Origin of the sequence: Mesorhizobium sp. M1329, from assembly GCF_040318035.1 — a bacterium.
Taxonomy (GTDB): Bacteria; Pseudomonadota; Alphaproteobacteria; order Rhizobiales; family Rhizobiaceae; genus Mesorhizobium.
In genome coordinates, this window is record NZ_JAMYLN010000006.1 from 65,729 (window position 1) to 80,416 (window position 14,688).

Genomic DNA, 14,688 nt, shown 5'->3' on the forward strand with positions numbered 1-14,688 from the left:
CTTGACCCGAGCTCCCGACCCTGCGCTCGCAGGGGCGGGAGTGAGGCGGTTGGTCGATCGCTCAATCGGCCGAACCGACAATGGCGGCGAAGCGCTTCTGCGCATCTTCCACGGTCATGTCCTGCTTGGCGAAGAACTCGGAGAAAAGATCCTCCTTTTGCTTCTGCGTATCCTGCGAAAGCAGCTGATCGGTCCAGGGCATGACATTGCCCTTGGCGAGGATTTCGAGGCCCTTCTTCATGCAGTCGTTCGCCGCCTTGAGGTCGACGTCGCCGCGCACCGGCAGCGAACCCTTCTTGAGATTGAAGGCGACCTGCGTCTTGGGATCGAGCAGCGTGTGGGCCAGCACTTCCTGTGCCTTCGATTTTTCGGGATCCTTCAGCAGCGGGAAGTAGAAAGCGTCGCCGCCGGTGGCGATCATCTCGTTGAGACCGAGGCCCGGAAGGCAAGTATAGTCCTTACCGGCGACCTGACCGGCAACCTGGAACTCGCCCTGCGCCCAGTCACCCATGATCTGGCCGCCGGCCTTGCCGGTGATGACCAGGTTGGTGGCCTGGTTCCAGTCCTGCACATTGGTGTTCTTCGCCATCTTGCGGGCGTCGTCCGCGGCCTTGAAGACCTTGGCGACTTCGGGCCCGGCGGCGAATTCCGCGTCCTTGTCCTTGTAGACCTTGAGGAAGGCGTCGGTGCCGCCGACCGCCGCAAGCAGCACGTCGAAAGCGCCGGAGGCTTGCCAGGGCTGGCCGCCGACCGCGAGCGGCTGGATGCCTGCTTTTTCAAGAGCGGGCGCCGCAGCGACATATTCATTCCAGTTCTTCGGCACCGGCACGCCGGCTTTTTTGAAGGCGGCATTCGACAGCCACAGCCACTGCCAGGAGTGGATATTGACCGGCACGCAATAGATTTTGCCGTCGAGGGTACAGCCGTCGAGCAGACTCTTCGGGTGCACGATTTCCGTCCACTTTTCCTTGGTGGCGAGATCGGTGAGGTCGCGCATCAGCCCGGCCTGCACCAATTCTTCCGCCTGCCGGCCGTGATTGAACTGGGTCGCGCCCATCGGGTCGCCGCCGGTGATGCGGCTGATCATGATCGGCCGCGCCGTGCCGCCGGAGCCGGCGATAGCGCCGTCCACCCAATGATTGCCGGTTGCGTCGAAAGCCTTGGCGAGTTCGGCGACCGCTGCCGCCTCGCCGCCGGAGGTCCACCAATGGGTGACTTCCAGATCCGTCGCGGCCGCGGGGCCGGCGAATTGCAGCGCGACCGTCGCAGCCAGCGCAGCAGTCATGAGTTGGTATCGCATTTCGTTCCTCCCAGAATCTGAAACGTTACAGATTTTCGATACGGCAATTGCTTGAGGCGCGCAACCCCTCAGGCGAAGGTGGCATCAAGTTTTTTCGAAGCGCGAATAAAATCGCGCGGCTCGCCGGCCTACCGCATCGCAACAAGAGGGGTTGCACTGCAAAATGGAATGCTGCGACGCCAAAAAATCGAAAAAGCCCGTTCCAATCACGGTTTTGCGCCGATTGCAGCACCGCTCGTTCTGCTCTGTCACCAGTGATATGGCGATGGTCGTGACAATCTGTAACGTTTCAGTATATAGCGGTTTCATTCGGTGAAGGCGCGCGGCGAACCCGCGGCCGGCCGATTGCCGGGCTGTCCGGCAACTGTTATGCGCCTGACGGGGCGGGATGAATGAACAGGCATCAAAAAGAAAAGGCCGACGAAGCGTCGGGCCAGGGCCGGCCGACACTGAAGACGCTCGCCTTCATGACCGGGCTGGGCGTCACCACCGTGTCGCGCGCGCTGAAGGACGCGCCCGAGATCGGCGCCGAGACCAGGCGGCGTGTCCAGCTTGTCGCCAAGCAGATCGGTTATCGGCCCAACCGTGCCGGCGTACGCCTGCGCACCGGCAAGACCAATGTCATCAGCCTGGTGCTCAACACCGAGCACGAGATCATGAGCTTTGTCTCGGACATCATCTACGGCGTTTCGGAAGTCATCGCCGACACGCCCTATCATTTGATCGTGACGCCCTACTCGCGCTCGCAGGATCCGCTCGACCCGATCCGCTACCTCGTGGAAACCGGTTCAGCCGACGGCGTCATCATTTCGCGCACACAGCCAAACGATCCGAGGGCCCGTTATATGCTGGAGCGCGGCATCCCCTTTGCCACGCACGGTCGCACCGATATGGGGCTGATCCATCCTTATCATGATTTCGACAATTACGCTTTCGCAGCCGAGGCAGTGCGTCATCTGGCCGGCCTCGGCCGCCGCCGGCTGGCTCTGCTGGCGCCGCCTGTCGAGCTGACCTATCACGGCCACACGCTCGCCGGCTTTGCCGATGCGCTGAGCGAGGTCGGCGCCAGCGAGATCCCGTTCAACACCGTTTCGATCGATCATTCGATTGAGCAGATCAGAATGCGGACGGCGCAGCTGATGCGCCGCGAAAACCGCCCGGATGGTTTCATCAGCAGCGCCGCCGCCGCGACGCTCGCCATCGTCGCCGGCATCGAAGACGCCGGTCTCAAGCTTGGCCGCGATGTCGATGTGGTGTCCAAACAATCGTCGGAGCTTCTGCACCTGTTTCGCAGCGAATTGCTGGTCGTCAACGAGAATTTCCGGTTGGCCGGCGCCGAGCTCGCCCGCTCGGTGCTGGGCTGGATCGGCGGCGCCGCACCCGGCACCCTGCAAAGCCTGAGCGAGCCGGGCGAAGTCCAGGCCTATCGCCGCCCCGACTAGAGCGGGATACGTTTAGACTGGGACTGGGCTCCATCTATTTGTCTTAGCCGCATTTCTGCGACGCCAAGTGATTCCACTTGGCTGCAAGTGCGCGCTGCTGACTGGCAGCCTGGCTGCCGCGGTAGCTTTCACTGCGGAGCGACAACTGACGTTCGGCGTAATTAGAAAAAGGCGGACTCTAGCACGGTTCTGGTCTATGCCGACGCTCGTTGCCGGTCCGCCGGCCTTTTGCAACTGGTCCATGAATGAAGCGCCAGCCCACGACGTCGAGCCTGTTACGCCGTCTCAATCGTTCGGCCGTGGTGGATTTGATCCGCACCGAAGGGGTGATTTCGCCATCGAGCCTCGCCGAGCGGCTGAACATCAGCCTGCCCACGGTGATGCGCGTGATCGAGGATCTGATTGCCGAGGATCTGGTGGCGTATGACGGGTTTGACGAGGCCAATGTCCGGGGCCGACCCCGGGCACGCATCAAGTTCCGCGGCGCGGCGCATGCAATCATCGGCATCGAGGCCGGCAAGGGCGAGTTCTATGGCGCCGTGGCCAATCTCGAAGGCGTCGTGCAGACAGAAATGCACGAGACCGCCGACGATGATGGCGAGCGCAATTTCGAGAAGCTGGTCGGCCTGATCCGCCGGCTGATGGCGGCCCCCAGCCCGCGCGGCCAGACCATTCGCGGCATCGGCATTGGCCTGCCCTCGATCGTCAGGCAGCCGGAGGGCGAAGTGGTGCTGACGCTCGGGCTCGGCTGGCGCGACATGCCGTTGCGGGCGCGGCTCAGCGAACATTTTCAGATGCCCATCGTCGTCGAGAACGGGCGCAACCTCGCCGCCGTGGGCGAATGGGGGTTCGGGGCCGGGCGTGGCGCCGACAGCGTCGTGAGCCTCTCGATCGGGCCCGGCGCCGGCGCGGGCGTCGTGATTGACGGCAAGCTCTATGGCGGGCACTCACATGCGGCGGGCGAGCTCGGCTGGTATCTCGATGACCCCCTCCTCACCGGGCGGCCGTTCGAACATCTGGGCGACAAGCAATCGCTGCGCTTTTTCGGCATCCCCGAACAGGCGACCAAGATGCTCGAAGAGGCCAACACGCAGTATGCGGCGGGGAAGCTCACCCTGGCTGCCGTCACCGACCGGCAGGCGGGCAAAATCGCGCCAGTCGTGACCGAACTGCTCGACTATACGACGATGGCGGTGGGCAGTGTTGCAGCCTTCATGAACCCCGAAATCATCGTACTGGCGGGCCGGGTCGTCGGCGGCGGTGATCTGGTGCTCGATGTGCTGCGGCATCGCCTCAAGGGCAATGTATACGACCCGCCCCGCCTCGTGATAGGCGCGCTGGGGCACCGCGACATCGTGCTTGGAGCGGTGCGTCTGGTGCTCGATGCGACGACCCTCAACCCTGCCGACAGCCTCGTGATGGCCGACTGAAGATCAATCGATCGCGATTGACAGCGACTGTATGTCGGCATTAAGTTTCTAACTGAAAGAAAAACTGCGCCCTGCATCGTGTGGGAGCGTATCTTTCGTGGGAGGACTTCAATGACGAAGATTTTCAATCCGCTTGGGCGGATGATGCAACGTCGTGACTTCTTGAAAGTTGCGGGTGCGAGCGTTGCGGTAGCGGGTCTGCCTGCGGCAGTTCGCGGTGCCGAGCCCGTCAAGGTGCTTGTGTGGTCGTGGGTGCCGAATCTCCAGCTTCAGGTAGACATGTTCAACGCCGCGCATCCGGGCATCCAGATCGAACTCGTGAATCCCGGCCAGGGCGACCCGGAGTATCAGGCGGTCCGTGCGGGCCTGCAGGCGGGCAGCGGCCTGCCCGACGTCGTCCAAATCGAATACCAGCACCTCGAGAGCTTCCGCCAGGTCGACGCCTTCGCCGACATCGGCCAGTACGCCAATGCCCATAAGGGCGAGTTCCCCGAAGCAACGTGGAAGCAGGTCGCCAAGGGCGATGTGGTCAACGCCATGCCGCAGGATACCGGTCCGATGGCGATGCTCTATCGCAAGGACGTCTTCGACAAGCAGGGGATCACGCCGCCCACCACCTGGGCCGAGTTTGCCGATGCGGCCAAGAAGATCCATGCGGCCGATCCGAATGTGTTCATCACCGACGCGCTGTTCAGCTCAGGCGACTGGGTCACTGCTCTGCTGTGGCCGATGGGCTGGAAGCCGGTCAGCCGCGATGGCGACAAGCTCGCGATCAACATCAACGACAAGATTTCCAAGGACTTCGCCGCCTATTGGCAGGACCTTATTACCGCGGGTGTCATCGAGACCAAGCCGGGGTTCAACAATGAGTGGTACACCGGCCTCGACACGGGCCGCTATGCCACCTGGCTCACTGCGGGCTGGGGTCCAGTATTCCTGACTTCGTTCGCCAAGACCAGCGCGGGCCAGTGGCGTGCCGCCGATCTGCCGCAGTGGGACACGAGCAAGTTCGCGACCGGCAATTGGGGTGGCTCAGCGCTGGCCGTGATGAAAGCGACTCAGCATCTGCCCGAGGCCGCCGAAGTCGCGATTTGGCTGACCACGAATCCCGAAGCCACAAAGCTCTACACCACCAAGCAATTCTTCTTCCCCTGTACCTCCGCGCTGCTGTCTAGCCCGGAATGGGCGGGCAACAAGATGGATTTCTACGGCGGCCAGGCGGTGAACGAAGTGTTCGCCAAATCGGCGAATGCTGTGACGCCATTTGAGTGGAGCCCGTTCCAGAGCTTCTTGTACCAGTCGATGTCCGATGAATTCGGCGCCTCGATCGGCGGCAAGGGCACGCTGTCGGATGCGTTCGACCGCATCCAGCACGCCGTGGTCACCTACGCGAAGGAACAAGGCTTCACCGTAGCCTGACTTCTCCCGGGCAACGGCCGGGCGCGCTTGATCGGCGCGCCCGATCTCTTCATCTTGCCGGACGGGGGACCAGGGCATTGTCGAATTCGCCAGCCGCAGCGACGCGCCCAGCGCGATCGAGCGGTTTTACGTCACGAAAGCTCGCGCCCTATGTGTTCCTGGCGCCTTTCGTGCTGCTGTTTATCGCCTTCATCGTCGCGCCGCTGGTTTATGCGTTCTATATGAGCCTCTACCGCGACACGCTGGTGGGCGGACGGCAATTCGCGGGTGCAGCCAGCTACATCAAGGTCACCGGCGACGCCAAATTCTGGGGCGGCGTGGGGAACCTTGTTTTGTTCGGCATCGTGCAGATGCCGATCATGCTGGGCCTGGCGCTGTTGTTCGCCATCGTGCTCGATCGTGGGCAGGTCTATGCCAAGGGCGTCTTCCGGCTCGGCTTCTTCCTCCCCTACGCCGTGCCGAGCGTGATCGCGACGATCATCTGGGGTTATCTCTACGGCCCCACCTTCGGCCCGTTCACGCAGATGGCCAAGGCGTTCAACCTGCCGCCGCCGGACTTCCTGTCGCCGGGCGTGATGATCTTCTCATTGGCCAATATCGTGACGTGGGAATATGTCGGCTACAATATGGTGATCTACTACGCCGCGCTGAAGGCGATCCCGTCGGACCTCGCCGAGGCCGCGCGGGTCGATGGCGCCTCGCCCTGGCAATTTGCGCGGATGATCCAGCTGCCGCTGCTGTGGCCGGCGATCCTGCTCACCATCATCTTTTCGATCAATGGCACACTGCAGCTGTTCAATGAGCCATATTTGATGCGCGCGCTCGCCAGAAACACCATCAATTCGAGCTACACGCCGAACCTCTATGCCTATTCGCTGGCGACTTCGAACCAGCAGTATGGCTATGCGGCCGCCGTCTCGTTCGTGCTTGGCGTCGTGATCGCCGGGGCCTCCTACATCTTCACCCTGATCGCCAACCGCCGTCGGCCGGAGCAATGATGACTGCGACCACCGACATCGCCACTTTCGAAGCTGCCAAGCGCCGGCCCGGCGAACGGCGGCGCTCGCGGATCATGCTCACGCTGCTGCTGTCACTGTTCCTCCTCTACAGCTTCATGCCGCTGGTCTATCTGGTCCTATCGGCAACGAAGACGAATGGCGACCTGTTCACCACGTTCGGCTTCGGCTTCGGCACCGAGTTCAACCTCTGGCAGAATCTGAGCGATCTTCTGGTGCGCGACAACGGCGTCTTCGTGCGCTGGATGTTCAACAGCGTGCTCTATTCCACCGTCGCCGGGCTCGGTGCCGCGATCTTTGCTACCGCGGCAGGCTATGCGTTCGCCAAGTTCAAATTCGTCGGCCGCAATCTGCTGTTTGCGCTGGTCTTGGGCGCTGTGATGATCCCGCAGACGGCCCTCGTCGTACCGACCTTCCTGCTGCTGGCGCTTTCGGGACTCAGCGACAATCCCCTGGGCGTGATCCTGCCCTCGATGATCTCGCCGATCGGCGTCTATCTGATGCGCGTCTATATCGAGCAGGGCGTCGACGACGAACTGCTCGACGCAGCGCGTATCGATGGCGCCGGCGAGTTCGTGATCTTCCGCGCCATCGTGCTGCGGCTGGTGGCGCCGGGCATAGTGACCGTGGCGCTGCTCTCGTTCGTCGGGACCTGGAACAATTACTTCCTGCCGCTGATCGTGCTGCGCACGCCGGAGTATCAGCCGATCACGGTGGGCCTTGCGACCTGGTATCAGCTCGCGCAGCAGGGCGGTGGCGGCGGACAGGTGCTGTTCTCGATCATCATCACCGGCGCGCTGGTCAGCATCATCCCGGTCATCGTGGTGTTCCTGCTGCTGCAGCGGTTCTGGCAGGGCGGCCTCACCGCCGGCGCCATCAAATAGACTATCGCCTGGAGTTTTCCGACTATGACGACTGCCTCGAAATCCGCGCCGCTCTCTGTCTGGCGGCCGATCGCGACCGACACTTTCCTCGTCGGTACCCCGCATTACCCGGAGCATGTCGATGAGAGCTATTGGCAGCGCGACGCCGACCGCATGGCAGCCGCGGGCTTCAACGCGGTGCGACTTGCGGAATTCGCCTGGCATATTATCGAGCCGCACGAGGGGACGTTCGACTTCGGTTTGTTCGACCGCGCCATAGATGTGCTGGGCAAGGTTGGCATCAAGACCATCATGTGCACGCCGACGGCGACGCCGCCGCGCTGGCTGACGGCGCGTTATCCCGAAGTGTTGCGCGTCGATGCCAATGGCCGCGCCATGAGCCATGGCTCGCGCCAGCACGCCAATCTTGCGAGCGGAGTGTTCCGCGAGCATTCGAAGCGCATCACTAAAGCGATGGCCCAGCATTATCGCGGCAATTCGCACATCATCGGCTGGCAGACGGACAATGAGCTCAATACCTCTGGATCGCTGTCCTACGGTCCGGTGACTCTGGCCGAGTTCCAGGCCTTCCTCAAGGACAAGTACAAGACCATCGCCGCGCTCAACGATGCGTGGGGCGGGCATTTCTGGGCCACCGCCTACGACGATTTCGATCAAGTGGTGCTGCCCCTCGACTACGCCCCTGCCCCGGTCGGGCCGACCCATGTGGTCGACTATCACCGCTTCCTCGCCTTCGTCACGGCGCGGTTCCAGCACGATCAGGTGCTGATCCTGCGCGCCACCAATCCAGACTGGTTCGTCTTCCACAATCTGGGGCGGATCGACGACATCGACTTCCGCGGCGAGTTCTCGACCGATCTTGATTTTCTCGGCTTCGACATCTACCCGCATCTCTATGATGAGATGCAGCGGGTCGGCGGCGTCGGCGAGGCGCAGGCGCTGCATCTCGACATCTGCCGCGGCTTCACCGGCAACTTCATTGTGCCCGAGCAGCAATCGGGCTTCGGTGCGCAGCCGAACTTCTCGACGCTGACGCCCGAACCCGGCGAGATGCGCCGCATGGCCTATACGTCAGTGGCGCGCGGCGCCGATGGCGTGATGTTCTTCCGCTGGCGGCCGGCGCATTTCGGCGCCGAGATCTATTGGATGGGCATCATCGATCACGACGACATCCCGCGGCGGCGCTATGACGAGGCCAAGCAATTTGCGGGTGAGGTCACGGCGCTCAAGGACAAGATCCTCGGCACGCATGTGCGCATGGATTTGGGCATCGCCGGATCAGATTTCGACAATCAGGAGATGCACCGCTCCTACCCCATCGGCATGCCGAGCCCGCAGGACGATGCGACGCTGCTGCACCGCTATTGCTACCGCCACAACATCGCCTGCGGCTTCATCCATCCCGAGGATGATCTCAGTAAGCTCAAGGCTCTCTACGTGCCGCATTGGCTGAAATGGACCGATGCGTGGACGGCGCGGATCGAGGCCTTCGCTAAGGCGGGTGGAACGGTAATCCTGGGAGGCCGCACCGGATCACGCGACGTTAACAACCACGTCATCCGCGACACCTCGCCGGGCAAGAGGCTCTCGGCGCTGGCCGGGATCACGGTCGAGGAGTTCGGGTTGCTGACGCCGATCGGCGGCGAGGGGATGTTCGAGCATGGCGGCCGCTTCGGCGCCAACACGGTGCGCAAGAAGCTGCCGGCGACGTCGGCGAGCCGCCAATACGAGCTCAAGATCGGGAATGCGCAGGTGACGGCGGCGCATCTTTATGAGCTGCTTAACGTCGCGCCCGGCACGGAGGTTATCGGCAGCTGGGCCAGCCGCTTCGCCGAGGGCCAAGCCGCGATGACGTCGCGCAAAGTCGCCAAGGGCAATGTGATCTACCTCGGCACGTACCTCAGCGATGCTCTGGTCGAGGTGCTGGCCGATCAGGTGCTGGCGCCCGCCGGCATCGTGCCGCTCATCGCCGACACGCCGGCCGGCGTCGAAGCGACCATCCGCGAGAGCAAGGACCGCCGCCTGCTGTTCATCCTCAACACGCTGGGCGAGCCGGCAGACGTGCCGAATATTCCAAAGGGCACCGATCTGCTCGGCGACGCGCAGATGAAGGCAGGCCGCATGAGGCTCCCCGCCTATGGCTGCAGCATCATCGAACTCGATTAGGATGCTTGGGCGCGACTGACCGAAGTAGGGGACGACACGACGGAGTTGGATCGGAGTGCCTCGTACGGAACGGAGTTGCCCAGTTCTCGACGGCCGCTTTGGGCCAAACCCGGACATCATCCCGCACGAGCCGAATGTCTGCTTTCGGGAAGCGACGAAGGAGACCTCAATGGCCGACATTAGGCGCAGTCCCGACGTCCAACTTGCGAACCGCCGGACCGGCCCGAGAACTCCCAACGGCGCGCTTGAGATCACCCGCGCGCGGCTCTACTAGTCCGAAAACCTCACGCTCACGCCGCGCTGCCGAAAATAGGCCTGCATCAACTTGCGCCCCGAGCGGTTGTTCTGCGCCAACTTGGTCGGATCGAACACCGCCTGTTTTATCCCTTCTCGTGTCAGCGCCGCTTTAAGCGTCGCGATATGTGCGTCGATGTCGGCATTGTCCGCCCGGAGGGAGGCATAGATACTTTCGGTCGCCTGGGCCACGGTCGGTTCGCTCACAGGTGTCGTCCTTTGGTTGATTGAGCGGCGGCTTACCACAGATTCGCGGCTCCGCCGATACCGATGAGACCGTCAATCGTCTCTACCGGCATAGCAGGTTCCTGGCGCGACCCGACACCCAGTTGGTCGCTGGAGATGTCTGCTTTCTGGCAACCGCAAAATTGGACTCTAGGTCCAAGTCGCGGCGCTAACCCGCCGCGCCGCTGCCCCACGGGCCATGGAAGGCGCCCTGCCCGTCGATGCGCTCGAAGCCGTGCGCGCCGAAGAAATCGCGCTGCGCCTGGATCAGGTTCGAAGTGCCGCGGCCCTGCCGGTAACTGTCGAAATAGGCAAGTGCGGATGACAGGGCCGGCACCGGCGAGCCGGCTTCGGCCGCCCTTGCCACGATACGGCGAAGCGACGGATGTGCCTCCTGCATCAACGAGACGAAAGCCGGCGCCATCAGCAGGTTGGTGGCCGCACCGCCGGCGCCGAAGGCCTCCGCCATCGTATCCAGCAATTGCGAGCGGATGATACAGCCGGCCCGCCAGATCTTGGCGATGACCGGCATCGGCAGGTTCCAGTTGAATTCCTTCGACGCGCCGCTCATCACCGCGAAGCCTTGCGCGTAGGCGGCGATCTTGCCGGCAAACAGCGCCAGCTCGAGATCGCCGAGTAGGGCGTCCCTGTCTCCGGAAATCTTGCTCACGCCGCCGCCATAGACCTTTTCGGCGGCAAGCCGCTCGTCCTTGATCGACGACAGCACGCGTGCCGCCACTGCCGCCTCGATCGCGGTGGCCGGGATGCCGAGCTGCTGCGCCTCGATCACCGACCATTTGCCGGTGCCTTTCTGGCCAGCGCGGTCGAGGATGATGTCGACCACCGGTTTGCCGGTCTTTGGATCGTCGGCGGCCAGCACCTTGGCGGTGATCTCGATCAGGTACGAATTGAGCCGGCCCGTGTTCCACTGCGAAAACACCTCAGCGATCTCTTTCGGCCCCATGCCAAGCCCGTCGCGCAATATGCCGTAGATCTCGGCGATCATCTGCATGTCGGCATATTCGATGCCGTTGTGGATGGTCTTGACGAAATGGCCGGCGCCGTCGGTGCCAAGCCACGCCGCGCAAGGCTCGCCCTTGAACTTGGCCGAGATCGCGGTCAGCACCTTTTCGACGCGCTTCCATGACTCTTCGGTGCCGCCGACCATGATCGAGGGGCCGTGGCGTGCGCCCTCCTCGCCGCCGGACACGCCCATGCCGATGAAAGTCAGGCCCGAATCGGTAAGCTCCGAGAAACGCCGCATCGTATCGCGGAAATTGGCATTGCCGGCGTCGATGACGATGTCGTTTGCCGACAGCACGCCGCGCAATGCCGCGATCTGCTCGTCGACCGGCTTGCCGGCCAGCACCATGATGATGATCGGCCGCGGCGGCCGGATCGCGGCGGCCAGTTCCTCCAGGCTGTAGCAGGGCACCACCCTATCCCTGAGCGCGCCGGCATTTTCGACAAAGGCATCGGTGCGCGCCGCGGTGCGATTGAAGACGGCGATGCGGTGCCCCTTCTCGGCGATATTGAGCGCCAGGTTGGAGCCCATCGTGCCAAGGCCGATCAGGCCTATTTCGGCTTTTTCCATCGTTTCTTCCCTGCTTTCGGATCTTGTTGGTTTGAGCCCGCGATTGGGTTGGATGCCCATTCTTGATGGCGATGATTGACGGGGGTTCGTGGCCGCGTCAACCGCCTCGCCGAATTGTGTTGCGTGGACCAGCGCTCTCGTCACGGCCTGATGTCGATCGGCGCCTCTATCTTCACCATCTCGAAATCCGAGACCAGGATATCGAGCCGCGCCGTCCACCGGCCGGCAACCGGAATGACGAGATCGTCGACGCGCCAGGTGCCGTCGCCAAGCCTCGTCGCCGGGCGCTTGATGGGTTCGATGCCGGAATCGGGCTTTGATAGCACCAGCGTCACCTGCTTTGCGTCGAGCGGGCCGAAATCGCCGGTCATGATGAAGATCGAAGCGGCAACAGGCCCGGCATGGCCGGGCACAATGCTGAGGTCGGCCATCGCCTGCAGCGTGTGGATATGCACCGATGCCGGCTGTGCCGCGGCGATCGCCAGCGCGCGCGGCGGCGGCGTGAACCGCCAGCCGGCGGCAACGCCGAAGATCGTCAGCACGATCAGCACCTCGATGCCGATCGAGCGGGCCAGCCGCCGCTGGACTTCCGTATTTCCTGCCTCAGCCGGGGCCGTAAGCTTCAAGCGATTGACCGCGGCGAGCGTGAACAGAAAGACGAGCAGCACCAGCTTGAGCAGCAGCAGCCGGCCGTAAGCGGTATGGACCAGCGCCGACGGCGTTTGCACCTGGATGACGGCGAGCACGATGCCGGCTGCCGCAAGCACCGCCACGACGAACAGGATCGCTCGCGAAAACCGGCGCAGCAACGGCCCGGCTTTGTCCGGCTGCCGTTTCAAGGCAACGCCAAGCGGCGCCAGCGCCCCGGCCCAGATCGCGATACCGGTGGCGTGCAGAAACACCATCGGCCGGGTCAGCCATTGCGGCTCGGCGGCACTGGCATGGCCGCTGGCGGCAAGTGCTGCGCCGACACCAACCAGTCCGGCCAAGGCCAGCGGCTTTGCGTCGGCGGGCGACACGACCAGCGATAACAGGCCAAGGCCGAGCGCCATCAGCGCGATCAGCACCGTCCAGCCGAAGCTGGTGCCGAGCCCGGTCTGCCAGATGACCGGCTGCGCCAGCCGGGCAAGCGGCGCGCCGAGTGCATCCAGCCCCTGGAAACCGAGCGACAAGAGTGCGGCGGCCAGCCCGCACAGGATCGCAGCGACGATCAGGCGCTGGCCGGATCGGCCGCCTTGCGCCAGCCAGGCCAGCGCAAAGGCACCGCCGACGCCGAAAAACAGGCCGATATAGAGAAAAACCTTGCTGATCCAGATCGCCGTTCGAAGCCCCCGGTCGACGGCTTCGGAGGCGGCCGGCGCGGCACTCGGCGCACCGACCGAGAACAGCACCGAGCCGCCGACCGGATGCCCGTCGGCGGAGATTACCCGCCAGCTCAGCACATGCGTGCCAGATCCGAGCGTTTGCGGATTGTCGATCTCGACGGTCTGGCCGCTGAGCCGGAAGGAGCTCAGCGGGATCGACGTGCCGTCGGGCCGCACCAGCGTCAGCAGCAGCGGCGAAACCGGCTCGGTGAAGGTCAGCGACATCTGCGACGGGCTCTGCGCCAGCACCGCACCGTCAGCCGGCTCGGCCTTGACCAGCGCCGCATGGGCGAAGGCTGCGTTTGGCGCGGCAATGGTGGCAAGCAGCACAATCGCAACCAGCAGGCCGATGGCAAGCCGGCCGGTTGTGCAGACCGTTCGCAGGATGGATGCCGCGCTCATGTCACCGCCACGAAGATAGCGGCGCGCTCTTTCGGATGGAGCGCGCCGCTGGAGCTCACTTCTTCGGCAGCAGCTTGAGGCCGGGCGCCGGAAATTCCAGCGCGTCCTCAGCCTGCCCGACCGCCGGAATCTCGATCCAGCGATCGGCAACGCCGTCACATTCCTGCACCACCGGGAAATGCAGCATCTGGCCTGCCGGCAGGTCGGACGCCAGTGTCGCGCGAAAGACGAATTCGTCGTAGAATTCGTCCGGCAGGCTGCCGGCGCTCCAGTTGATCTCCTTGACGCCGCTGGTCACTGCCTGGCCGTAGAGCTGGTAGGACTTCTCGTATTTGCCGTTCTTGACCTGCAGCGTCCAACCCGGTTTCGGCATCGGTTTGACCGAGAGCACCCCTTCCGGGATCTGCACGCGCAGCGCGGTCGTCGCCTTGCCCTCGCAGCCATGCGGCACCCGAAGAACCGCCTTGTAGGTCGAGCCGACCGCCGCCTCCGGCGTTTCGAGCGTGATGTGGGCGAAGGCCGCGCTGGTCCCGAGGACGAAAAGCGCGCAGCCCGTCAAAAGAGATTTCTTCATGATGCTACCTCTCGAAACGGCCAAGTCAGTCGTCCTGGGGTGCCGGGCTGCCGATGCCTTGCACGGCGAATTCAATCTGCACGGGCCCGGCTTTCTCGAAGGTCAGCGTGGCGGAGAACATTTCGCCCTGCTTGGGCTGCCGCTTCAAATCCATGAACATCAAATGATAGCCGTTGGGCGCCAGCGCGACCTTGCCACCGGCCGGGATTTCGAGGCCGCCGGTGACCGGCCGCATGGTCATGACGCCATTGCTGACGCCCATCTCGTGCAGTTCGGCCTTGGCCGAAATGTCGGAGGTGATCGACAGCAGGCGATCCGGCGCACTGCCGGTGTTGGTGATGGTGAAGTAGCCGCCGGCTACCTTGGCGCCGGCTGGCGTGGCACGCGACCAGGGGTGCCCGATCTCGATATCGCCAAGCTTGAACTCATGTGCCAACACCGTCTGGGCGCTGGCGAACAGGAGGGAAAGAACGCAAAGGGCGACGCCGAGACGCTGCTCGAAACCACCCAGTGCGAAGCGCCTGCGGCTGGATGCGGCAGCGCGAAAAGAGTGAGACATGATTGCTCCGTGGACTTTA

Annotated in this window: 12 protein-coding genes; 6 read left to right on the forward strand and 6 right to left on the reverse strand. The window is 63.5% G+C overall.

The window, feature by feature from the left end; genetic code table 11:
• Positions 1 to 61: 61 nt before the first annotated feature.
• Entirely contained in the window at positions 62 to 1,300 is a 1,239-nt protein-coding gene (locus NKH21_RS07960) for an ABC transporter substrate-binding protein (RefSeq protein ID WP_352668689.1), read from the reverse strand.
• Positions 1,301 to 1,692: 392 nt separating this feature from the next.
• On the opposite strand from NKH21_RS07960, the gene NKH21_RS07965 reads away from it, so the two are divergent.
• From NKH21_RS07965 to NKH21_RS07990, 6 genes are all read left to right on the forward strand, one after another.
• Positions 1,693 to 2,742: a LacI family transcriptional regulator gene (locus tag NKH21_RS07965; RefSeq protein ID WP_352668691.1), complete on the forward strand. Its 1,050-nt coding sequence runs from the start codon at positions 1,693 to 1,695 to the stop codon at positions 2,740 to 2,742.
• Between the two features lie 245 nt (positions 2,743 to 2,987).
• Complete coding sequence (locus tag NKH21_RS07970; protein WP_352668693.1) at positions 2,988 to 4,172, forward strand: ROK family transcriptional regulator; 1,185 nt, start codon at positions 2,988 to 2,990, stop codon at positions 4,170 to 4,172.
• 111 nt (positions 4,173 to 4,283) lie between these two features.
• Complete coding sequence (locus tag NKH21_RS07975; protein ID WP_352668696.1) at positions 4,284 to 5,591, forward strand: ABC transporter substrate-binding protein; 1,308 nt, start codon at positions 4,284 to 4,286, stop codon at positions 5,589 to 5,591.
• A gap of 77 nt (positions 5,592 to 5,668) precedes the next feature.
• The gene (locus tag NKH21_RS07980) at positions 5,669 to 6,589 is read left to right on the forward strand and encodes a carbohydrate ABC transporter permease (RefSeq protein WP_352668698.1); all 921 of its coding nucleotides are present in this window, start codon (positions 5,669 to 5,671) and stop codon (positions 6,587 to 6,589) included.
• The gene (locus NKH21_RS07985) at positions 6,589 to 7,491 is read left to right on the forward strand and encodes a carbohydrate ABC transporter permease (protein WP_352668700.1); all 903 of its coding nucleotides are present in this window, start codon (positions 6,589 to 6,591) and stop codon (positions 7,489 to 7,491) included. Before NKH21_RS07980 ends, NKH21_RS07985 begins: the two co-directional genes overlap by 1 nt.
• Positions 7,492 to 7,515: 24 nt before the next feature.
• Positions 7,516 to 9,657 (forward strand): beta-galactosidase, encoded by a 2,142-nt coding sequence (locus NKH21_RS07990; protein ID WP_352863985.1) that lies wholly within the window; start codon positions 7,516 to 7,518, stop codon positions 9,655 to 9,657.
• Between the two features lie 270 nt (positions 9,658 to 9,927).
• Here NKH21_RS07990 and NKH21_RS07995 read toward each other — a convergent pair whose 3' ends face one another.
• The 5 genes from NKH21_RS07995 to NKH21_RS08015 form a co-directional block, all read right to left on the reverse strand.
• Complete coding sequence (locus tag NKH21_RS07995; RefSeq protein WP_095488311.1) at positions 9,928 to 10,158, reverse strand: hypothetical protein; 231 nt, start codon at positions 10,156 to 10,158, stop codon at positions 9,928 to 9,930.
• A 187-nt stretch (positions 10,159 to 10,345) separates the two neighbouring features.
• The gene (gnd, locus tag NKH21_RS08000) at positions 10,346 to 11,770 is read right to left on the reverse strand and encodes an NADP-dependent phosphogluconate dehydrogenase (protein ID WP_352863987.1); all 1,425 of its coding nucleotides are present in this window, start codon (positions 11,768 to 11,770) and stop codon (positions 10,346 to 10,348) included.
• Positions 11,771 to 11,910: 140 nt separating this feature from the next.
• On the reverse strand, positions 11,911 to 13,536 hold the full coding sequence (locus NKH21_RS08005; RefSeq protein WP_352863989.1) for a copper resistance CopC/CopD family protein: 1,626 nt from the start codon (positions 13,534 to 13,536) through the stop codon (positions 11,911 to 11,913).
• 55 nt (positions 13,537 to 13,591) lie between these two features.
• Positions 13,592 to 14,110, reverse strand: a complete 519-nt coding sequence (locus NKH21_RS08010) for a YcnI family copper-binding membrane protein (protein ID WP_352863991.1) — start codon at positions 14,108 to 14,110, stop codon at positions 13,592 to 13,594.
• Between the two features lie 25 nt (positions 14,111 to 14,135).
• Positions 14,136 to 14,669, reverse strand: coding sequence for a copper chaperone PCu(A)C (locus tag NKH21_RS08015; RefSeq protein WP_352668710.1), 534 nt, complete (start codon positions 14,667 to 14,669; stop codon positions 14,136 to 14,138).
• Between the last annotated feature and the right edge of the window lie 19 nt (positions 14,670 to 14,688).

Bases quoted from the DNA above. Each gene is read 5' to 3' on its own strand.
- NKH21_RS07960 (WP_352668689.1), bottom strand. From the start codon at position 1,300: ATGCGATACCAACTCATGACTGCTGCGCTGGCTGCGACGGTCGCGCTG.
- NKH21_RS07965 (WP_352668691.1), top strand. From the start codon at position 1,693: ATGAACAGGCATCAAAAAGAAAAGGCCGACGAAGCGTCGGGCCAGGGC.
- NKH21_RS07970 (WP_352668693.1), top strand. From the start codon at position 2,988: ATGAAGCGCCAGCCCACGACGTCGAGCCTGTTACGCCGTCTCAATCGT.
- NKH21_RS07975 (WP_352668696.1), top strand. From the start codon at position 4,284: ATGACGAAGATTTTCAATCCGCTTGGGCGGATGATGCAACGTCGTGAC.
- NKH21_RS07985 (WP_352668700.1), top strand. From the start codon at position 6,589: ATGACTGCGACCACCGACATCGCCACTTTCGAAGCTGCCAAGCGCCGG.
- NKH21_RS07990 (WP_352863985.1), top strand. From the start codon at position 7,516: ATGACGACTGCCTCGAAATCCGCGCCGCTCTCTGTCTGGCGGCCGATC.
- gnd (WP_352863987.1), bottom strand. From the start codon at position 11,770: ATGGAAAAAGCCGAAATAGGCCTGATCGGCCTTGGCACGATGGGCTCC.
- NKH21_RS08005 (WP_352863989.1), bottom strand. From the start codon at position 13,536: ATGAGCGCGGCATCCATCCTGCGAACGGTCTGCACAACCGGCCGGCTT.
- NKH21_RS08010 (WP_352863991.1), bottom strand. From the start codon at position 14,110: ATGAAGAAATCTCTTTTGACGGGCTGCGCGCTTTTCGTCCTCGGGACC.
- NKH21_RS08015 (WP_352668710.1), bottom strand. From the start codon at position 14,669: ATGTCTCACTCTTTTCGCGCTGCCGCATCCAGCCGCAGGCGCTTCGCA.